At 73.9% G+C, this 18941-nt stretch carries 21 protein-coding genes and 1 riboswitch; of the genes, 18 read left to right on the top strand and 3 right to left on the bottom strand.

The window, feature by feature from the left end:
- Nucleotides 1–27: 27 nt before the first annotated feature.
- The 14 genes from def to HNR61_RS25720 all read left to right on the top strand — a co-directional run bounded on the left by def (nt 28) and on the right by HNR61_RS25720 (nt 12575).
- A complete protein-coding gene (gene def, locus HNR61_RS25655; protein WP_067811338.1) occupies nt 28–573 on the top strand; it encodes a peptide deformylase in 546 nt (181 codons plus the stop codon).
- Between the two features lie 2 nt (nt 574–575).
- The gene (gene fmt / locus HNR61_RS25660) at nt 576–1505 is read left to right on the top strand and encodes a methionyl-tRNA formyltransferase (protein WP_182845751.1); all 930 of its coding nucleotides are present in this window, start codon (nt 576–578) and stop codon (nt 1503–1505) included.
- Complete coding sequence (locus HNR61_RS25665; protein WP_182845752.1) at nt 1505–2935, top strand: RsmB/NOP family class I SAM-dependent RNA methyltransferase; 1431 nt, start codon at nt 1505–1507, stop codon at nt 2933–2935. The genes fmt and HNR61_RS25665 overlap by 1 nt, the downstream gene beginning before the upstream one ends.
- A gap of 120 nt (nt 2936–3055) precedes the next feature.
- The gene (locus tag HNR61_RS25670; protein ID WP_182845753.1) at nt 3056–4021 is read left to right on the top strand and encodes a phosphatase PAP2 family protein; all 966 of its coding nucleotides are present in this window, start codon (nt 3056–3058) and stop codon (nt 4019–4021) included.
- Between the two features lie 13 nt (nt 4022–4034).
- Nucleotides 4035–4715: a ribulose-phosphate 3-epimerase gene (gene rpe / locus HNR61_RS25675; RefSeq protein ID WP_182845754.1), complete on the top strand. Its 681-nt coding sequence runs from the start codon at nt 4035–4037 to the stop codon at nt 4713–4715.
- Nucleotides 4716–4773: 58 nt separating this feature from the next.
- Nucleotides 4774–5424: an HAD-IA family hydrolase gene (locus HNR61_RS25680; protein ID WP_182845755.1), complete on the top strand. Its 651-nt coding sequence runs from the start codon at nt 4774–4776 to the stop codon at nt 5422–5424.
- 94 nt (nt 5425–5518) lie between these two features.
- A riboswitch (FMN riboswitch) is annotated at nt 5519–5649 on the top strand.
- 97 nt (nt 5650–5746) lie between these two features.
- Entirely contained in the window at nt 5747–6340 is a 594-nt protein-coding gene (locus HNR61_RS25685; RefSeq protein ID WP_182845756.1) for a riboflavin synthase, read from the top strand.
- Nucleotides 6337–6990, top strand: a complete 654-nt coding sequence (pnuC, locus tag HNR61_RS25690; protein ID WP_182845757.1) for a nicotinamide riboside transporter PnuC — start codon at nt 6337–6339, stop codon at nt 6988–6990. Before HNR61_RS25685 ends, pnuC begins: the two co-directional genes overlap by 4 nt.
- Entirely contained in the window at nt 6987–8216 is a 1230-nt protein-coding gene (locus HNR61_RS25695) for a bifunctional 3,4-dihydroxy-2-butanone-4-phosphate synthase/GTP cyclohydrolase II (RefSeq protein WP_220509796.1), read from the top strand. Before pnuC ends, HNR61_RS25695 begins: the two co-directional genes overlap by 4 nt.
- Before the next feature lie 120 nt (nt 8217–8336).
- Nucleotides 8337–8849 carry a 6,7-dimethyl-8-ribityllumazine synthase gene (gene ribH, locus HNR61_RS25700; RefSeq protein WP_182845758.1) on the top strand — a complete coding sequence of 171 codons (513 nt, stop codon included), beginning with the start codon at nt 8337–8339 and terminating at the stop codon, nt 8847–8849.
- A 46-nt stretch (nt 8850–8895) separates the two neighbouring features.
- Nucleotides 8896–9771 (top strand): ATP phosphoribosyltransferase, encoded by an 876-nt coding sequence (gene hisG, locus HNR61_RS25705; RefSeq protein ID WP_182845759.1) that lies wholly within the window; start codon nt 8896–8898, stop codon nt 9769–9771.
- Nucleotides 9764–10210 (top strand): PH domain-containing protein, encoded by a 447-nt coding sequence (locus HNR61_RS25710; protein WP_246443782.1) that lies wholly within the window; start codon nt 9764–9766, stop codon nt 10208–10210. The genes hisG and HNR61_RS25710 overlap by 8 nt, the downstream gene beginning before the upstream one ends.
- 5 nt (nt 10211–10215) lie before the next feature.
- Complete coding sequence (locus HNR61_RS25715) at nt 10216–11598, top strand: tetratricopeptide repeat protein (protein ID WP_182845760.1); 1383 nt, start codon at nt 10216–10218, stop codon at nt 11596–11598.
- 14 nt (nt 11599–11612) lie between these two features.
- Nucleotides 11613–12575, top strand: a complete 963-nt coding sequence (locus HNR61_RS25720; RefSeq protein ID WP_182845761.1) for a carbohydrate kinase family protein — start codon at nt 11613–11615, stop codon at nt 12573–12575.
- Here HNR61_RS25720 and HNR61_RS25725 read toward each other — a convergent pair.
- Nucleotides 12572–13477 (bottom strand): D-alanyl-D-alanine carboxypeptidase family protein, encoded by a 906-nt coding sequence (locus HNR61_RS25725; RefSeq protein WP_312898095.1) that lies wholly within the window; start codon nt 13475–13477, stop codon nt 12572–12574. The two genes, HNR61_RS25720 and HNR61_RS25725, sit on opposite strands and share 4 nt — an antisense overlap.
- A 249-nt stretch (nt 13478–13726) precedes the next feature.
- Between HNR61_RS25725 and HNR61_RS25730 the strand changes: the two genes are divergently transcribed.
- Nucleotides 13727–14242 carry a Uma2 family endonuclease gene (locus HNR61_RS25730; RefSeq protein WP_182845762.1) on the top strand — a complete coding sequence of 172 codons (516 nt, stop codon included), beginning with the start codon at nt 13727–13729 and terminating at the stop codon, nt 14240–14242.
- Here the strand turns inward: HNR61_RS25730 and HNR61_RS25735 are convergent.
- Together HNR61_RS25735 and HNR61_RS25740 are read right to left on the bottom strand one after the other, a co-directional pair.
- A complete protein-coding gene (locus HNR61_RS25735) occupies nt 14239–14382 on the bottom strand; it encodes a hypothetical protein (RefSeq protein ID WP_182845763.1) in 144 nt (47 codons plus the stop codon). The two genes, HNR61_RS25730 and HNR61_RS25735, sit on opposite strands and share 4 nt — an antisense overlap.
- A gap of 127 nt (nt 14383–14509) precedes the next feature.
- Nucleotides 14510–15742 carry a sulfite oxidase gene (locus HNR61_RS25740; protein WP_182845764.1) on the bottom strand — a complete coding sequence of 411 codons (1233 nt, stop codon included), beginning with the start codon at nt 15740–15742 and terminating at the stop codon, nt 14510–14512.
- 83 nt (nt 15743–15825) lie between these two features.
- Here HNR61_RS25740 and HNR61_RS25745 point away from each other — a divergent pair, with 83 nt between their 5' ends.
- From HNR61_RS25745 to HNR61_RS25755, 3 genes are read left to right on the top strand one after another with little or no spacing between them, the layout of a single operon-like run.
- A complete protein-coding gene (locus HNR61_RS25745; RefSeq protein ID WP_312898096.1) occupies nt 15826–16716 on the top strand; it encodes an AAA family ATPase in 891 nt (296 codons plus the stop codon).
- On the top strand, nt 16713–17819 hold the full coding sequence (locus HNR61_RS25750; protein ID WP_182845765.1) for a vWA domain-containing protein: 1107 nt from the start codon (nt 16713–16715) through the stop codon (nt 17817–17819). The genes HNR61_RS25745 and HNR61_RS25750 overlap by 4 nt, the downstream gene beginning before the upstream one ends.
- Nucleotides 17812–18930: an XdhC family protein gene (locus tag HNR61_RS25755; protein WP_182845766.1), complete on the top strand. Its 1119-nt coding sequence runs from the start codon at nt 17812–17814 to the stop codon at nt 18928–18930. The genes HNR61_RS25750 and HNR61_RS25755 overlap by 8 nt, the downstream gene beginning before the upstream one ends.
- The last annotated feature ends 11 nt before the right edge of the window (nt 18931–18941 follow it).

Consider the following 18941-nt stretch of genomic DNA (forward strand, 5'->3'; position numbering starts at 1 on the left):
AGGAACACCGCAGGAACGGAGCCCTCGTTGGCCGTCAAGCCCATCCGCCTGTTCGGCGACCCCGTGCTGCGCACGCCCGCCGAACCGGTGAAGGACTTCGACAAGGAGCTGCGCCAGCTCGTCAAGGACCTCACCGACACCATGATCGACGCGCCCGGGGCGGGGCTGGCCGCGCCGCAGCTCGGCGTGGGCCTGCGGGTGTTCACCTACTACGTCGACGACCGCCTCGGCCACCTGGTCAACCCGAGCCTCGACCTGTCGGAGGAGACCGAGACCGACGACGAGGGCTGCCTGTCGATCCCGGGGCTGGCGTTCCCGACGCCGCGCGCGGTGCGGGCCGTCGCCAAGGGCTTCAACATGCACGGTGAGCCGATCACCCTGGAGGGCACCCACCTGCTGGCCCGGTGCGTCCAGCACGAGACCGACCACCTGGACGGGGTCCTGTTCGTCGACCGGATGGACCCCGAGCAGCGCAAGGCCGCGATGAAGGCGATCCGCGAGGCCGAGTGGTTCGGCGAGACCGCCCCGGTGGTCAAGGAGTCGCCGCACCGCACGTTCGGGAAGGCCATCTGACCTTGAGACTCGTCTTCGCCGGTACTCCCGAGACCGCCGTCCCCGCGCTGGAGGCGCTGCTGGCGTCGCGGCACGAGGTCGCCGCCGTCGTCACCCGCCCCGACGCCCCGGCCGGACGCGGCCGCAGGCTGGTCGCCAGCCCCGTCGCGCAGCGCGCCGCCGAGGCCGGGGTGGAGATCCTCCGGCCCGCCAGGGCGAGCGATCCGGAGTTCCTGGACCGCCTGCGCGCGATCGCGCCGGACTGCTGCCCGGTCGTCGCCTACGGCGCGCTGCTGAAGCCCGCCGCGCTGGAGATCCCCCGGCATGGCTGGGTCAACCTGCACTTCTCGCTGCTGCCCGCCTGGCGCGGCGCGGCCCCGGTGCAGCACGCCGTCCTGCACGGCGACGACATGACCGGCGCGGCCACCTTCCAGATCGAGGAGGGCCTGGACACCGGGCCCGTCTTCGGCGTGCTGACCGAGCCGATCCAGCCCGCCGACACCGCCGGGGAACTGCTGTCCCGGCTGGCCGTCGCGGGCGCGCGGCTGCTGGTGGACACCATGGACGGCATCGAGGACGGCGTGCTGGAGGCCCGGCCGCAGCCCACCGAGGGCGTCTCCCACGCCCCCAAGATCACCCCCGAGGACGCGCGGGTCGACTGGACCGCGCCCGCCCAGCGCGTGGACCGCCTGGTGCGGGCCTGCACGCCCGCGCCCGGCGCGTGGACGACGTTCCGCGACGCCCGCCTCAAGCTCGGTCCCGTCCGGCCCGCGCCGGACGCCGAGGTCGCGCTCGCCCCCGGAGAGCTGCACGTCACCAAGAAGGCGCTGCTGGCCGGCACCGCCACCCATCCGGTCGCGCTGGGCCGGGTCCAGCCCCAGGGCAAGCGGATGATGGACGCCGCCGACTGGGCCCGCGGCCTCGACCTGAACGCTAAGGACGCGCTGCACTGATGCCGCCCACCCGCAACCACCGGGGAGACCGCCGGGGCAAGGGCGGCGACAACCGCCGCCCCGGCGGCCCGCGCCGCACCGGCCGCCCGCAGGACCTGGTCCGGCGCACCGCGTTCGACGTGGTCCGCGCCGTGCAGGACCGCGACGCCTACGCCAACCTGCTGCTGCCCAGGAAGCTCGCCGACCGCGAGCTGACCGGCCGCGACGCCGCCCTGGCCACCGAGCTGACCTACGGCACCCTGCGCGGCCTCGGCACCTACGACGCGATCCTGGCGCTGTGCAGCGACCGCGAGCTGCGCCGCGTCGACGACGAGCTGCTGGACGTCCTGCGCCTCGGCGCCCACCAGATCCTCGCGACCCGCATCCCGCCGCACGCCGCCGTCGGGACGGCCGTGGACCTGGCGCGCTCGGTGTCGGGCCCCGGCCAGGCCAAGTTCGCCAACGCCGTGCTGCGCAAGGTCACCACCCGCGACCTGGACGGCTGGCTGGAGATCATCGCCCCGGCCGACGCGGACGAGACCACCCGGCTGTCGCTGGCGCACAGCCACCCAGGGTGGATCGTGGACGCGATGCGCGACGCGCTGGGCGCCGACCGGGCCGAGATCGGCGACCTGCTCGCCGCCGACAACGCCCGTCCCCGCGTCACCCTCGTGGCCCGCCCCGGCCGCGCCACCCTGGAGGAGCTGTACCAGGCCGGCGCGGAACCGGCGTCCCACGCGCCGACCGCCGCGGTGCTGCCCGAGGGCGACCCGTCGGGCATCGCCGCCGTCCGCGAGGGCCGCGCCGCCGTCCAGGACGAGGGCAGCCAGCTCGTCGCCCTCGCGCTGGCCGAGGCGCCGCTGGAGGGCCGCGACGAACGCTGGCTCGACATCGCCGCCGGTCCCGGTGGCAAGGCGGGGCTGCTGTCGGCCATCGCGACCCGGCGCGGGGCCCGGCTGCTCGCCGCCGACCTCCAGCCGCACCGCGCCGCCCTGGTCGGCCACGCGGTGGACGCGCGCGCCGGAGTGATCGTCGCCGACGGCACCGCCCCGGCCTGGCGGCCCGCCGCGTTCGACCGGATCATGCTGGACGCGCCCTGCACCGGCCTGGGCGCGCTGCGCCGCCGCCCCGAGGCCCGCTGGCGGCGCGGCCCCGGCTCGGTCCCCGAGCTGGCCGCCCTCCAGCGCCGGCTGCTGGCCCGCGCGCTGGAGGCCGTGCGCCCCGGCGGCGTGGTCGCCTACGTGACCTGCTCGCCGCACCTCGCCGAGACCCGCGTCGTCCTCGACGACGTCCTGGCGGACCGCGACGACGTCGAACGCCTCGACTCCCCGGCCGTGCTGCGGGCGGTCGCCCCGGAGCTGACCGGCGTCGGCGACGGCCCCTGGGCGCAGCTGTGGCCCCACCGCCACGGTACCGACGCGATGTTCCTGGCGTTGCTGCGCCGCCGTTAGGCCGCCACGTTTAGACTCCCGCCCCCCAGGGATCCTTTACGTGTTGGTCGGACGTTCACCTGATGTCCACCGACCGGGGCCGAGAGGGCGCCGGGAGCCCGCACACACCGGGGGAGATCTGTGCTCACCGAGTTCATGCACGTCATGTCGTTCATCGGGAGCGCGGCGTTCTACCTGCCGCTCCTGGTGGTCGTCTACTGGTGCGTGGACCCCCGCACGGGCGCGCGGGCGGCGGTGCTGCTGACGGTGAACGCGACCGTCAACACCGTCGCCAAGCTGTGGTTCCACGACCCCCGGCCGTTCTGGACCGACCCGGGCGTCACCGGGCACGAGGGGCGCGACTCGTTCGGGATGCCGTCCGGGCACGCCCAGAACGCCGTGGTGGCCTGGGGGTTCCTGGGCAGCCGGTCCCGCCGCCGCGCCGTGTGGGCGGGCACCGTCGTGATCATCGTGCTGATCGGGTACTCCCGGATCCATCTGGGGGTGCACTCGTTCGCGCAGGTCCTCACCGGGTGGGCGGTCGGCGGCCTGGTGCTGGCCGGCGGGCTGTACCTGGAGCCGCGCGTGGCGCCCCGCTGGGCGCGGCAGCCGCTGTGGACCCAGCTCGCGCTGTCCCTGGCGATCGGGCTGCTGTGCCTGGTGGCCGCGTGGGCGGCGCTGCGGTTCGCGCTGGACGGCTGGCGGTGGCCCGCCGAGTGGGTGCGGCGGATCGCCGCGGCGGGCGGCTCGGCCGAGCCGGTCACGCTGGCGGAGGCCGCCGGGGCGGCCGGCGGGCTGGCGGGCATCCTGGCCGGGCTGTCGGTGGCCGCCCGGCGCGGCTGGTGCGACCCCGGCGGCGACCTGTGGCGCAGGCTGGCGCGGGTCCCGGTCGGCGCGGCGGGCGCGGGGGGGATCTACGCGGTGGGGTTGTTCCCGGGGGAGCATCCGGTGCAGGCGTTCTGCGTGCAGGCCGTGCTGGGGCTGTGGGCGGCGGCCGGGGCGCCGGAGGCGTTCGTGCGGCTCGGCCTGGCCACCCGGGGGGCGTGCGCCCCGGTCACCGCCCGCCGACCGGCGGGCGGTGACCGGGTGAGCGGCGGCCCCTCATAGACTCGGGGGCATCATGGCTCCGCAGATCTCTCCCAGCATCCTGTCCGCCGACTTCGCCAACCTGGGCGCCGACGTCGAGCGCATCGCCGACGCCGCCGACTGGGTGCACGTCGACGTGATGGACAACCACTTCGTGCCCAACCTCACCCTCGGCCTGCCGGTGGTGGAGGCGCTGCTGAAGAGCAGCCGCCTGCCCCTGGACTGCCATCTGATGATCGAGGATCCGGACCGGTGGGCCCCGGCCTACGCCGAGGCGGGCGCGGGCAGCGTCACCATCCACGCCGAGGCCGCCAGGGCTCCCGTGCGCACCCTGCGGGCCATCCGCGCCGCCGGGGCCCGCGCGTCGCTCGGCATCAACCCCGGCACCGCCGTGGAGACCTACGCCGACCTGCTCGGCGAGGTGGACATGCTGCTGCTGATGACCGTGGAGCCGGGTTTCGGCGGTCAGAGCTTCCTGGACATGGTGCTGCCGAAGGTCCGCCGCGCCCGGAAGCTGATCCGCGACGCCGACAAGCCGGTGTGGCTCCAGGTGGACGGCGGCGTCAGCGCCGAGACCATCGAGCGCTGCGCCGAGGCGGGCGCGGACGTGTTCGTGGCGGGCAGCGCCGTCTACGGCGCCGACGACCCCGCCGAGGCCGTCCGCAAGCTGCGCGCCCAGGCCGAGGCCGCCACCGCGAACGCCGACTGGTCCTGAGACGAACCGCGGGGGCGCCCCGGCGGCGCCCCCGGAAGGCGAACGGGAAGCCGACCCCATGACCGACGTTCTCGACCTGCCCTGCGCGGCGGTGCTGTTCGACGTGGACGGCACCCTGGTGGACTCCACCCCGCTGGTGGAGGCCGCCGCGCACGAGTGGGCCGCCGAGTACGGCATCGACCCGGTGCGCTTCCTGGAGGGGGCGCACGGACGCCGCACCAGCGACCGGATCGCCGAGTTCCTGCCGCCCGACCGGGTCCGGGCCGCCACCGCGCGGCTGGACGAGCTGGAGGCGTCCCGCAGCGACGGCGTCGCCGCGCTGCCGAACGCCGTGGGCCTGCTGGCCTCGCTCGACGGGCTGCCGTGGGCGGTGGTGACCTCCATGGACCGGGGCGCGCTGCTCCAGCGCACGGGCGCGGCGGGCGTTCCGCTGCCGCGGGTGGTCGTGACCGCCGAGGAGGTGGAGCGCGGCAAGCCCGACCCGGCGGGCTACCTGCTGGCCGCCCGCAGGCTCGGCGTGGACCCGGCGCGGTGCGTGGTCGTCGAGGACGCCCCGGCCGGGGTGCGCGCGGGCCGCGCCGCCGGGGCGGCCGTCCTGGCCGTCGCCACCAGCCATCCCGCCGCCGAACTGGCCGAGGCGGACGTGGTCGTGCCCGACCTGACCGCCGTCACGGCCGTCCCCGGCGGGCTGCGCGTCGCCGTCCGTTAAACAAGCGAGCGCTTGGTTGGCCAACTGTGGCCGTGGCGAGTTTCACAGGGTCCCGGGAATGCGCGGCATGGCACACTAGGTTGCCTAGCAGTGAAAGCGTGCTCCGGGGTCGGTGAAAGTCCGAACCGGCGGTGACAGTCCGCGACCCGGCCGAAGCCATCGGCCGGTTGACCCGGTGAAATTCCGGGACCGACGGTGAAAGTCCGGATGGGAGGCAGCGCGCAGGACATCCGTGCCCAGGCACGGGTGTCTCCAGCCGTACGTTCCGTCGTACGCAAGCAACCCCCGGAGCCTTCGCCCCAGAGCAATGGAGGCCCGGGAGATGTTCACCGGCATCGTCGAGGAACTCGGCGAGATCGAGGCCGTCGAGTCGCTGGCCGACTCGGCGCGGCTGACGGTCCGCGGACCCCTCGTCACCCAGGACGCCGTCCACGGCGCGTCGATCGCCGTCAACGGGGTCTGCCTCACGGTGGTGGAGGCCATCGACGGTCGGTTCACCGCCGACGTCATGAAGGAGACCCTCGACAGGAGCAGCCTCGGCGCGCTCGCCGCGGGGTCCAGGGTCAACCTGGAACGACCCGTGCGCCTGGCCGACCGCCTCGGCGGCCACCTGGTGCAGGGCCACGTCGACGGGGTCGGCGAGATCGTCTCCCGCGAGCCCGGCGAACGCTGGGACGTCGTGACGGTCTCCCTGCCCGCCCACCTGGCCCGCTACGTGGTCGACAAGGGCTCCATCACCGTGGACGGCATCAGCCTGACCGTCGTGGAGGCGGGTGACGACTTCTTCACCGTCGCGCTCATCCCCACCACCCTCGCCCTCACCACGCTCGGCCACAAGCGGCCGGGCGACCCCGTGAACCTGGAGGTCGACGTGGTGGCCAAGTACGTCGAGCGCATGATCGGAGCCCGCTCGTGAGCTGGCTGAACGCGAGCTTCACCGTCTTCGGTGAGCACATCCTGTGGACCGACCTGGTCGGCAACGTCCTGTCGCTGGCCGTCGTCTGGCTGGCGATGCGCAAGACCATCTGGACGTGGCCCGTCCAGCTCACCGGCGCGCTGCTGCTGCTGGCCGCCTCGCTGCACGCGGCGGCCCCCGGCAACGCCCTCAAGCAGGTCCTGTTCATCGGCCTGGCCCTGTTCGGCTGGTACTCCTGGACGCGCGGCCGCCGCGCGGACCACGGCCTGGTCGTCCGGCAGGCCACCGCCCGGGAGCGCGCGGTCCTGCTGGCGGCCCTGGTCGTCGGCACCGTCCTGGTGGCGCAGCTGTTCATCCACCTGGACTGGCTGAAGATCGCCTGGTCGCCGTGGGCCAACGCCTACATCTTCGTCGGCAGCGCGGTCGCGACGTTCGCGCAGAGCCGCGCCCTGGTCGACTTCTGGATCATCTGGGTGCTGGTCGACCTGGTCGGCGTGCCGCTGGCCCTGAAGTCGGGGCTGTACGTGTCCGCCGCCGTCTACGGCATCTTCTTCGTCATGGTCATGGCCGGGTTCCGCAACTGGCTGCGCGAGTCCCGGCGGCGCGAGGTTCCCACCCCCCAGAACGAGAGCAAGGCGGTGACCGCATGAGCGGCAACGACTCCAACGCAGGGATCTTCGACTCCATCGAGGACGCCGTCGCCGACATCGCGGCGGGCCGGGCCGTCGTGGTGGTCGACGACGAGGACCGCGAGAACGAGGGCGACATCATCTTCGCGGCGGCCAAGGCGACGCCGGAGCTGCTGACGTTCACCATCCGCCACACCAGCGGCGTGATCTGCGTGCCGATGACCGGCGAGGACCTGGACCGGCTGCACCTGCCGCTGATGACCTCGCAGAACACCGAGCGGATGCGCACCGCCTACACGATCAGCGTGGACGCCCGCGACGGCGTCACCACCGGGATCTCGGCGGCCGACCGCGCCAGGACCATCCGCACCCTGTGCGACACCGCGACCGAGCCGTACGAGCTGGTCCGGCCCGGCCACATCTTCCCGCTGCGCTACCGCGAGGGCGGCGTGCTGCGCCGCCGCGGCCACACCGAGGCCGCCGTGGACCTGGCCCGCATGGCGGGGCTGCGCCCGGCGGGCGTGCTCGCCGAGATCGTCAACGACGACGGCACCATGGCCCGCCTGCCCGAGCTGCAGGTGTTCGCCAAGGAGCACGGCCTGAAGCTGATCTCCATCGAGCAGCTGGTGGAGTACCGCAAGCGCACCGAGACGATGGTCACCCGCGAGGTCGAGACCCGCGTGCCGAACCGGTTCGGCATGTGGCGGGCCGTCGGGTTCGCCAGCGCCATCGACGGCGGTGAGCACGTCGCGCTCGTCTACGGCGACCTCGGCGACGGCGAGGACGTGCTAATCCGCGCCCACTCCGAGTGCCTGACCGGCGACGTGCTGCACTCCGAGCGCTGCGACTGCGGTCCCCAGCTCGACGCCGCCATGGAGCGCATCAGCGCCGAGGGCCGGGGCGTCGTGCTGTACCTGCGCGGGCACGAGGGCCGCGGCATCGGCCTGCTGGCCAAGCTGAAGGCCTACGCCCTCCAGGACAACGGCTCCGACACCGTCGACGCCAACCTGGAGCTCGGGCTGCCCGCCGACGCGCGCGAATACTCCAACGCTGCCCACATGCTGCGTGACCTGGGGGTACGCTCGATCCGGGTGCTGACCAACAACCCGGCCAAGCTCGCCGGGCTGGACGGGTTCGGCCTCGCGGTGCTGGGCCGCGAGGCGATGCCCGTGGTGGTCACCGAGCACAACCGCCGTTACCTGACGGTCAAGCGCGACCGTCTCGGCCACGCGATCGGGGAGATTTGAGATGAGCGCGCTGGAGGGGCGCGGCGTCGTCTGGACTGAGGAGCGCCGGGAGCGGAGCGACCAGAGCGACGAGGGAAGACGGCGCCTTGAGGCGCCCCGGAAGTGCGCGGGAGGCACGCGATGAGCGGAGCGGGGCGTCCCGAGGACGGCGCCGTCGACGCGTCCGGGCTCACGCTGGGCATCGTCTGCACCCGCTGGCACGCGCCGATCACCGACCGCCTGCTGGAGCGCGCGGCCGACGCCGCCAAGGCGTGCGGGGTCGCCGAGCCGGTCGTGGTCCGCGTCGCCGGGGCGCTGGAGCTCCCGGTGGTCGCGCAGCAGCTCGCCCGGGACCTGGACGCGGTGGTGGTGCTCGGCGCGGTCATCCGCGGCGAGACCGCCCATTTCGACTACGTGTGCGACTCGGTGACCTCCGGTGTGACCCGCGTCGCGCTCGACGAGTCCACTCCGGTGGGCAACGGCGTGCTCACATGTGACACCATGGAACAGGCGCTCGACCGCGCCGGACTGCCGGACAGTCACGAGGACAAGGGATGGGAGGCGACTGTGGCCGCACTCGACACGGCACTGACCCTGCGAGGGCTGCGGCATCACGGTCACGCCGGGCACGGCGCGGAGCATCTGAGCTCCTGATCGTCCCGGACGTTCCCGACAATCCCACCCACGGAAGGGTTTCACCGTGCTGTCTCTCGTCCTGCCCAAGGGGTCCCTGGAGAAGGCGACCATGGCGCTGTTCGACGCGGCCGACCTGACGGTCCGCCGCTCCTCGGACCGCGACTACCGCGCCCAGATCGACGACCCGCGCATCGACCGGGTCCGGGTGCTGCGCCCCCAGGAGATCCCCACCTACCTGGAACAGGGCCTGTTCGACCTCGGCATCACCGGCCGGGACTGGATCACCGAGACCGACGCCGACGTCGTCAGCCTCGGTGAGCTGAAGTACTCCAAGGCGACCGACAACCCGGTCCGCGTGATCATGGCGGTGCCCAACGACGCCCCCTGGCAGAAGGTCTCCGACCTGCCCGAGGGCGTGCGGATCTCCACCGAGTTCCCCGCCATGACCAAGCGGTTCCTGGAGCGGCACGGCGTCAAGGCCAAGGTCGTCCCGTCCTACGGCGCGACCGAGGCGAAGGTCCCCGACATCGTCGACGTGATCGTGGACCTGACCGAGACCGGCTCGTCGCTGCGCAAGAACGGCCTGCGCATCCTGGACACGCTGCTGACCAGCTACACCGAGCTGGTGGCGAACCGGGAGGCCTACGAGGACCCCGAGAAGCGCGCCGCGATGGAGGACGTCGCGCTGCTGCTCCAGGGGGCGATCCGGGCCCGGGGCAACGTGCTGCTGAAGCTGAACGTCGCCGCCGCGAACCTCCAGGCCGTGCTGGACATCATGCCGTCGATGTCCTCGCCCACGGTCACCTCGCTGGCCGGCGGCGACAGCAGCGCGGTGGAGAGCGTGGTCGCCAAGCGCGGCGTCAACACCCTCATCCCGGCGCTGAAGGCCGCGGGCGCCCACGACATCCTCGAGATCCCGATTTCCAAGATCGTTGACTGAGATCCCGGCCCTGCCGACGGTGTGGCGTCCGCGCACCACACGCGTCGTGGCCTACGCGACGGCGGGCGTGATCATGCTGGGCATGATCGTGCTCGCCGTCGTGGTGGCGCCCCAGTTCAAGCTGTTCGACCGCGTCCTGATCGTGCTGTCCGGGGCGTTCATCGCCTGGATCCTGCACATGCTGGCGCGCTGCCGCGTGGTGGCCGACGAGACCGGGCTGACCGTGGTCAACGCGTTCCGCACCCGCCGCCTGGAGTGGGCCGAGGTCCTGGACGCCGACATGGCCGTCGGCGAGCCGTGGCCCACCCTGGACCTGGCCGACGGCACCTCCGTCGGCGCCATGGGCATCAACGGCACCGAGAAGGACCTGTCCGCCCGGCAGCTCGCCGAACTGAAGTCCCTGCTCCGGGAACGCGGCGAGGCCTCCGACCCGTCCTAGTCGCCATGGCGCCGGAAGCGAACGAGCTGTACGAGACGGGTGTGGCGGCGATCCGCCGGGGCGACGACGCGCGGGCGGAGGAGCTGTTCCGGCGCGCCGCCGCGATGGGCCACGCCGGGAGCGCCCTCGAACTCGGCCTGGCGGCCGAGCGCCGGGGCGAGCCGGAGGAGGCCGAACGCCGGTACCGCGAGGCCGCCGACGGCGGCGACCCCGGCGGCGTGCTGAACCTGGCGGTCCTGGTCGAGAAGCGCGACGTCCCCGCCGCGATGGAGCTGTACCGGCGCGCCTGGGAGCTGGGCTCGCACGCGGCGGCGTTCAACCTGGGGCGGCTGTACGACGACGACGGGCGCGGCGACCTGGAACAGGCCGCGACCTGGTACGGCCGCGCGGCCGAGCGCGGCAACGCGGGCGCGGCGTTCAACCTGGGTTTCGTGTGCGCGGACCGGGGCGACACCGGCGGGATGCTGGAGTCCTGGCGGCGCGCGGCCGAACTCGGGCATCCCCGGGCCGCGGGCGCCCTGGGCGACCACCACGCGAACGGCGGGGACCTGGACACCGCCGTGACCTGGTTCCGCCGCGCGGTGTACCAGGCCGGTGACGAGGCCGCCGCGCGCCGGCTCGACGAGCTGTACCGCGCCAACGGCGACGAGCGCCGGGCCGCGTACTGGCGGGACTTCCTGGCCGGGCCGGGCGCGCACAGCCCGGAGTTCGAGAGCCTGGCGAGCTGGGTGTCGGCCGCCGCGTTCGACCGGCAGGAGCAGGTCGACGACCTGCTCACCGGCGGCCTGGCGGTCGACCTGGACGCGCGGACCCTCACCTGCGACGGCCACACCTATGGCGGCGTGACGCTGCTGGGCAGCTTCTCGCATCTCAGCAACACCTGGCTGTGGGCGTGGGCGAACGAGGCGTTCCCCGCCGACCACCCCGCCATCGTCCCGCTGCGCGCCGTCCGCGAGCACGGCGACGAGCACGGTATCGCCGAGCTGGCCGCCGGGCACCAGGACCTGTCCGGCTTCCCCGACCCGCACCAGGCCGCCACCAGCATCGCGATCACCTCCGGGATGCTGCTCGGCGGCAACGGCGTGGTGAGCCACGGCATCAACGACGGCCGGGGCACGGCCTACGTCCACCTCGACGACCCCGCGCTGCCCGCCGCCGCGTTCGACCGGCTCCGCGCGCCGCGCCTGCTGACGACCGCCGCCGGGATCTTCCCCGGCGAGGCGCGCCGGGTCGTGCGCGGCTTCCTGTCCCACCACGGGTTCCGGATCAGGGAGTCGGCCGAGGTGATCGACGGCCGGTCCGGCGCGGGCGACCAGGTGACGGTCGGGTTCACCGGCGACGGCCTGATCAGGGCCATGACCGTGGGCCGCGAACCCGCGGGCGGCTGAGTACAGTGCGGCGGATGGACCCACGTCCCCTCACGGTGATCGGCGAGACCGTCGCCGACGCGTTCCTGCCCGGCCGCGGCCTCGACCCGCCGCTGCGCCTGGAGGTCCGGCCCGGCGGCGGCCCCGCCAACACCGCCGTCGCGCTGGCCCGCCTCGGCACCCCGACGCGCTTCCTGGGGCGGCTGAGCACCGGGCCGTTCGGACGGCTGCTGCGCCGCCATCTGGCGGACTCCGGTGTGGACGTGTCGGGCTGCGTGGCCGCGCCGCAGGAGGCGACCCTCGCCGTCGCGACGGTGGGCGAGGACGGGCAGGCCGAGTACGACTTCTACGCGCGCGGCACGGCGGACTGGCAGTGGACCCGCGAGGAGCTGGCCGCGCGCGTCCCGTCCGGCGTGGCCGTGCACACCGGCTCCCTGGCGCTGGCGACCGACCCCGGCGGGCCGCTCATCGAGGAGCTCCTGGAACGGGTGCGCCCCCACGCGACGGTCTCCATCGACCCGAACGTGCGCCCCGGCCTCGTCGCCCCGGCCGTCTACCGCGAACGCCTGCCGCGCTGGGCGCGGCTGGCGGACGTGATCCGCCTCAGCGAGGACGACCTGGACGCCCTCGGCCTGTCCCTCGCGGAGGTCTGCGACACCTGGCACGCCTCGGGGGTGCGCCTGATCGTGGTGACGCGCGGCGCGGACGGCGCGGTGGCGTCCCTGTCCGGCGAGCGCGTCGAGGTCCCCGGCGTCCCTGCCCGGGTGGCCGACACGGTGGGGGCGGGCGACGCGTTCATGGCGGCCCTGCTGCACTGGCTGGACCGCGGCGCCCTCCTCGGCGGGCGCCTGGAGGCGGTGCGGCCGGAGCAGGTCGGGACGGCCCTGACGTTCGCCGCGCACATCGCCGCCGCGACCGTCGGCGTTCCCGGTGCGGACCCGCCCTGGGCCCGCGACCTGGAACCGTCCGTCCTCGACCTGCTCCGGCCTCTCGGTTAGTCGAAGCGGCCGTCGTCCAGGCTCCGCGACAGGACCGGCAGGTCGGCGGAGCGGACCCCGAAGCCCCAGTTGAGGATCTTGGAGGCGTCGGTGAAGCGGCGGCTCTTGTAGCTGCCGCTGCCGCTGTTCAGGACGATCCCGACCAGCTCACGGCTTCCCCGCTTGGCACCGAACATGAACGAGGCGCCCGCCATGTTGGTGAAGCCGGTCTTGACGCCGGTCATGCCCTTGTACCTGCCGAGCAGGGCGTTGGTGTTCGTCCAGTTGTAGATGTGCGTGGTGCTGGTCGGCGGCACCCGGTAGGACTTGGTGCCGACGACGGAGCGGAACTCCTTGAGCTTCATCGCGGCGGCGGCGAGCCTGGTCTGGTCGTAGGCCGTCGAGTACATCGTGGCCCCCTTCCAGTCGATGCCGTCGAAGTTGGCGTACTTCGTGTTGGTCATCTTCAGGCCGCGGGCCGTCTTGTTCATCTTGGCGACGAAGCCCTTCCAGCCGGGCCCGTAGGCGTCGGCCAGCACGTAGGCCGCCTCGCACCCCGACGGCAGCATCAGGGCGCGCAGCAACTGCCGCGCCGTGAGCCGGTCGCCGACCACGAGCCCGGCCGAGCTGCCGCCCGCGCCGTTGCCGTGCAGGTAGGCGACGTGCTTGCGCTGAACGGTGATCTTGCGGTCCAGGTTGCCGGACTTGATGACCACATAGGCCGTCATCACCTTGGTGATGCTGCCGATGCGCCGCTTGGTGTGGGCCGACCGGCTCCACCGGACCTTCTTGGCGCCGACGTCGAGCAGCAGCGCCGACTTGGCGTAGACCCCCGACGGCCCCGCCTTGGCGGAGACGGCGGGCTCGGCGTGGGCGGTCGCCACCGGCACGGCGACCATGGGCGCGGCGAGCGCCACGGCCACCGCACAACGCGCGGAAGACCTCACAAACCACCTCGATCACTAGGGAAGGGGAACGAGCGGAGGTTGTCAGCTTCTTGATCGCCAAGCAACCCGAATCCCCCGAATGTGATCGAAAAGAACGGAGCCCTCCAACCGAAAATCGCTACACTTCGAAGCAGTTCCCAAGCGGAAAGTGACGGCAGGGAGTCACCGGTGCCAGAGCGCCCTCCACCCCCACCGAGCGGCCTCACCACCGACGCATTCCTGAGAATGCGCGACCTGCCCCGGCACGCGGAGCTGATCGACGGAAACCTCGTCTTCGCGGCCCCACCGGAGAAATGGCACAGCAGAACGATCAATCTGCTGCTCGCCGAACTGGACCGGCAGGCGCCGGACGGGCTCCGGGCGGACCGGGAGATGGCGGTCAGGCTGGCCAGGCGGCAGATGCCGGAGCCGGACGTCCTGGTCGTGACCGCCGAGGCGTACGACCGCGAGGACCCGTCCACCCACTACTTCGCCGACGACCTCGTGCTCGCCGTCGAGGTCGTCTCGCCGGACTCCGAGGACCGGGACCGCGACACCAAGCCGCGCAAGTACGCCGCCGCCGGCATTCCTCACTACTGGCGGGTGGAGAAGGTCAACGGCCAGACGGTCGTGTACGTCTACGAACGCGACCCCGCCACCGGCGGCTACGGCGTCGCGGGGATCCACCGCGACCGGCTGAAGGTGGCCGCGCCGTTCGACGTCGACATTGACCTGACCTCCGCCGGGCGGCGGGTGCGTTAGGCGGTGAGGAGGGTGGTGGTTCCGGCGCCGATCGGGGCCGCGGCCCACAGGCGGTCCATGTTCAGCCAGGCCCGGCGGAGGATCGTCAGGCCGTGGAACGCGCCCAGGGCCACCAGCGCGGCCAGGGACCCGGACGTCACGGGTAGCAGTAGGAGTCGCACCAGTCGTCGTTGTGGGGGAAGAAGCGCTCGTCGAAGGTGGAACCGTCGGAGGTCGCGTGAACGTGGGGTCGGGCTTCCATAGCGCCATGGGGGCCTCTCGCGGGGGTCATCGGACGGTGACCGGGTGGCGGACGACCGCGCCGAACAGGTAGCCGAACGTGTTGTAGGGGGCGGTGGCGGGCTGGGTCGCGCCGGTCTCGTCGGTGGCGCGGGCCAGCAGCTCGTAGCGGCCGGGGGCGTGCGGCCGCCACGGCAGCTCCCAGCGCACCCAGCCGCGCGCCGGGCGGGGGCCGTGGAGGCGGGCGCGGTGCCAGGTCGCGCCGCCGTCCGCGCTGACCGCCACCGAGCGGACGCGGCCGTTGCCGGACCAGGAACGCCCGGTCAGCAGGTGGGTGCGCCCCGCCGCCAGGACCGCGTCGAACGGCAGCTCGAACGCGCTCTTGACGTTCGTCCGCGTCAGCGGCGCACCGCCCTCCGGCGGGTGGTCCGGGCCGAACAGCCGGTAGAAGCGGGTGTTCCAGGGCGAGTACAGCGGCCTCGTGGACACCCGTATGTCGCCGAGCCACTTGATGGACGCGATCCCCACCCACGACGGCACCACCAGGCGGACCGGGTGGCCGTGGTCGGGCGGCAGCGGAGCGCCGTTCATCTCGTAGGCCAGCAGCACGTCCTTGAGCGCCTTGGCCACCGGCAGGGGACGCCGGACGCGGCCGAGGTTCTCGCCCTTGTCCACGTAGTCGGCGTCGAGTCCGCGCGGCAGGAGGTCAACGGCCTCGCGGAGCAGTCCGGCACGTTCCAGGACGGTCGCCAGCCGCACGCCCCTCCAGCGCGCGACGCCGACCGCGCCGAGGCCCCACGGCGTGCCCGACGCCTGCTGCCCCTGCTGGGAGGCGTAGAGGCCGCGGGCGTTGCCGGTGCACTCGATGAACGCCGTCAGCGTTTCGGCGGGCATCCCGAGCAGGTCCTCGTAGGTGAACTCGACGGGACGCTCCTCGGTGGGGGAGCGGTGCAGGCCGTCGCCCCACAGCTTCAGCCGCCAGGTGCGCGCGTCGACGCGCGGGGTGGCGACGTGGTTGCGGACGAAGAACCGGTCGGCGGGGGTGAGGTATCCCCGTCCGCGCATCGCCTCCCAGCGCATCTCGGCGTTGGTGCCGTGCGGGACGAACAATTCGGGCGGCAGCGGCTTGACGATCCCGGTCGCGGGGGCGGCGAGCGCGCGGTCGGGGGCGGCGAGCACCGCGCCCGCCGCCCCCGCCGACAGCCGCAGCAGCCCGCGCCGGGTGAGCCGACCGGCGCGGATGCGTTCGTAGACGGACTCGTCGGTGAGATCAGCGTCCATGCCCCCGATGCTGCTGGTCATCGATCAGGAAGTCAACTTTCCCTACCGAATTAACATGATTTGTGGGCGGTAGCCTGTGTGGCGTGGCGCACACTCCGACGCTCCCGGCATCCCCGGCGGAACTGGCGGCCCTCCTCGACCGGCACGCCTACCTCTGCGGCGACGGCCTGGCCACCGCGTGCTTCCTCGCGCTGCGCATGGGACGGCCGCTGTTCCTGGAGGGGGAGGCGGGCGTCGGCAAGACCGAGCTGGCCAAGACCCTCGCGGCCGTGCTGGGCGCGCCGCTGATCCGGCTCCAGTGCTACGAGGGCCTGGACGCCTCCCAGGCCCTCTACGACTGGGACTTCCCGCGCCAGTTGCTGCACCTGCGCGCCGCCGAGGCCGCCGGGATCGACGACGTCGCGCGGCTGGAGGGCGAGCTGTACGACCGGCGGTTCCTGCTGGCCCGGCCGCTGCTGCGCGCCCTGGAGACCGCCCCCAGCGTGCTGCTGGTGGACGAGATCGACCGCGCCGACGACGAGTTCGAGGCGTTCCTGCTGGAGGTGCTGAGCGACTTCACGATCTCGGTGCCCGAGATCGGCACCGTCCGCGCCGAACGCCCCCCGGTCGTCGTGGTCACCTCCAACCGCACCCGCGAGGTCCACGACGCCCTCAAGCGCCGCTGCCTGTACCACTGGCTGGAGCACCCGACGTTCGACCGCGAGGTCGCCATCATCCGCCGCCGCCTGCCCGCCGCCACCGACCGCCTCGCCGGGCAGGTCGCCCGCGCCGCGCAGCGGCTGCGCACCGCCGACCTGCTGAAGCCGCCCGGCGTCGCCGAGACCCTCGACTGGACCGAGGCCCTGGTCACCCTCGGCGTCCGCGAACTCGACCCCGACACCGCCGCCGTCACGCTCGGCACGGTCCTGAAGTACCGCGAGGACCAGGACCGGGTCACCGCCCGCGGCCTGGACGCCCTCCTCAACGGCGGATGAGCGCCCGCGACGTCGTCGGGACGGTGGTGGGGTTCGCGCGGACGCTGCGGGCGGCGGGCGGGACCGCCGACCCCGAACGCGTCCAGGCGATGCTCGCCGCCCTGGACCACCTCGACGTGCTCGACCCCGCCGACGTGTACTGGGCGGGACGGCTGACGCTGTGCGCCGACCCCGACGACATCGCCCGCTACGACCGCTGCTTCGCCGCCTACTTCTCCGGCCGGGCCCCGCGCCCCGGCCACCGACCGCCGCCCGCCGTGACCCGGTACGCGGCCGTGCCGCGCCCCCGCGCCGACGGCGACGCCGAGCCCGCCGAGAACCTGCGGGCGGCCACCGCCAGCCCCACCGAGGTGCTGCGCACCCGCGACGTCGCCCGCCTCACCCCCGCCGAACGCGCCGAGGTCGACCGCCTCATCGCGCTGCTGGACGCCGCCGTCGAGCGCCGCCGCTCCCGCCGCTTCGCCCCCGCCCACCGGGGACGCCTCGACCCGGCCCGCACCGTCCGCGAGACCCTGCGGCGCGGCGGCGAGACCGCCCGGCTGCGGCACCGCGCCCACCGCACCCGTCCCCGCCGCGTCGTGCTGCTGATCGACGTCAGCGGCTCGATGGCGCCCTACGCCGACGCGCTGCTGCGGTTCGCGCACGCCGCCGCGCGGTCGGGCGGGCGCGCGGTGGAGACGTTCAGCGTCGGCACCCGCCTGACCCGCCTCACCCGCGAGCTGCGGCACCGCGACCCCGACACCGCCCTGGCGGCGGCGTCGGCGGCGATCCCCGACTGGAGCGGCGGCACCCGCCTGGGCGAGGAGCTCAAGGAGTTCCTGGACCGGTTCGGGCAGCGCGGCCTGGCCCGCGGCGCGATCGTCGTCATCGCCTCCGACGGCTGGGAACGCGGCGACCCCTCCCTGCTCGGCGAGCAGATGGCCCGCCTGCGCCGCCTGGCCCACCGCACCGTGTGGGCCAACCCGCACAAGGCCCGGCCCGGGTATGAACCCCTCGCCGCGGGCATGGCCGCCGCCCTGCCCCACATCGACGACTTCACCTCCGGGCACAGCCTGGCCGCCCTGGAGGAGCTGGCCCGCATCATCGGAGGCGCGCATGCGTGACGTGCTCGACGACATCACCGCCTGGTACCGGGAGGGGCGCACGTTCGGCCTGGCCACCGTCGTGGGCACCTTCCGCAGCGCGCCCCGCCCGCCCGGCGCGGCGATGGCGGTGTCGCCCGACGGCGAGGCCGCCGGGAGCGTGTCGGGCGGCTGCGTGGAGGGCGCGGTCTACGAGCTGGCCCAGCAGGTCATGGCGACCGGCGTGCCGGTCGTGCGGCGCTACGGGGTCAGCGACGACGACGCGTTCGCGGTCGGCCTGACCTGCGGCGGCATCCTGGACGTGCTGGTCGAGCCGGTCGCCCCCGCGACGTTCCCCGAGTTCCCCGAGGTCGCCGCCGCGATCCGGGAACGGCGGCCGGTCGCCGTCGCCACCGTCGTCGCCGGGCCCGGCCGGATCGGCGCGCGCCGCGTCGTCTGGCCCGACCGCGCCGCCGGCTCCCTGGCCCCCGGCGAGCCGCACGCCGCCCGCCTCGACGCCGCCGTGGACGACGACGCGCGCGGCATGCTCGCCCAGGGCCTCACCGGGCCGCGCCACTACGGACCCGAGGGGGAACGCCGCCGCGACGAGCTGACGGTGTTCGTCCACTCGTTCGCGCCGCCGCCCCGCCTGCTGGTGTTCGGCGCGATCGACTTCGCCGCCGCCGTGGCCCGCGTCGGCAAGTTCCTCGGCTACCACGTCACCGTGTGCGACGCGCGCCCGGTGTTCGCGACGCCCAAGCGCTTCCCCGACGCCGACGAGGTCGTGGTGAAGTGGCCGCACAAGTACCTGGCCGACACCGAGATCGACGGGCGCACCGCGATCTGCGTGCTCACCCACGACCCGAAGTTCGACGTCCCGGTCCTGGAGATCGCGCTGCGCACGCCCGCCGGGTACGTCGGCGCGATGGGGTCGCGCCGCACCCACGACGACCGGAAGCGCCGCCTGCGCGAGGCGGGCCTGACCGACGCCGAGCTGTCCCGGCTGCGCTCCCCGATCGGCCTGGACCTCGGCGCGCGGACCCCCGAGGAGACCGCCGTGTCGATCGCCGCCGAACTCGTCCAGCTCCGCTGGGGCGGCTCGGGCCGCCCCCTCACCGACACCACCGGCCGCATCCACGGCGATCACCCCTGACCGGGCTACCC

This window comes from Actinomadura kijaniata, from assembly GCF_014138665.1.
Taxonomy (GTDB): Bacteria; Actinomycetota; Actinomycetes; order Streptosporangiales; family Streptosporangiaceae; genus Spirillospora; species Spirillospora kijaniata.

Bases quoted from the DNA above. Each gene is read 5' to 3' on its own strand.
- HNR61_RS25665 (WP_182845752.1), top strand. From the start codon at position 1,505: ATGCCGCCCACCCGCAACCACCGGGGAGACCGCCGGGGCAAGGGCGGC.
- rpe (WP_182845754.1), top strand. From the start codon at position 4,035: ATGGCTCCGCAGATCTCTCCCAGCATCCTGTCCGCCGACTTCGCCAAC.
- HNR61_RS25680 (WP_182845755.1), top strand. From the start codon at position 4,774: ATGACCGACGTTCTCGACCTGCCCTGCGCGGCGGTGCTGTTCGACGTG.
- HNR61_RS25685 (WP_182845756.1), top strand. From the start codon at position 5,747: ATGTTCACCGGCATCGTCGAGGAACTCGGCGAGATCGAGGCCGTCGAG.
- HNR61_RS25695 (WP_220509796.1), top strand. From the start codon at position 6,987: ATGAGCGGCAACGACTCCAACGCAGGGATCTTCGACTCCATCGAGGAC.
- ribH (WP_182845758.1), top strand. From the start codon at position 8,337: ATGAGCGGAGCGGGGCGTCCCGAGGACGGCGCCGTCGACGCGTCCGGG.
- HNR61_RS25715 (WP_182845760.1), top strand. From the start codon at position 10,216: ATGGCGCCGGAAGCGAACGAGCTGTACGAGACGGGTGTGGCGGCGATC.
- HNR61_RS25720 (WP_182845761.1), top strand. From the start codon at position 11,613: ATGGACCCACGTCCCCTCACGGTGATCGGCGAGACCGTCGCCGACGCG.
- HNR61_RS25730 (WP_182845762.1), top strand. From the start codon at position 13,727: ATGCGCGACCTGCCCCGGCACGCGGAGCTGATCGACGGAAACCTCGTC.
- HNR61_RS25740 (WP_182845764.1), bottom strand. From the start codon at position 15,742: ATGGACGCTGATCTCACCGACGAGTCCGTCTACGAACGCATCCGCGCC.
- HNR61_RS25750 (WP_182845765.1), top strand. From the start codon at position 16,713: ATGAGCGCCCGCGACGTCGTCGGGACGGTGGTGGGGTTCGCGCGGACG.
- HNR61_RS25755 (WP_182845766.1), top strand. From the start codon at position 17,812: ATGCGTGACGTGCTCGACGACATCACCGCCTGGTACCGGGAGGGGCGC.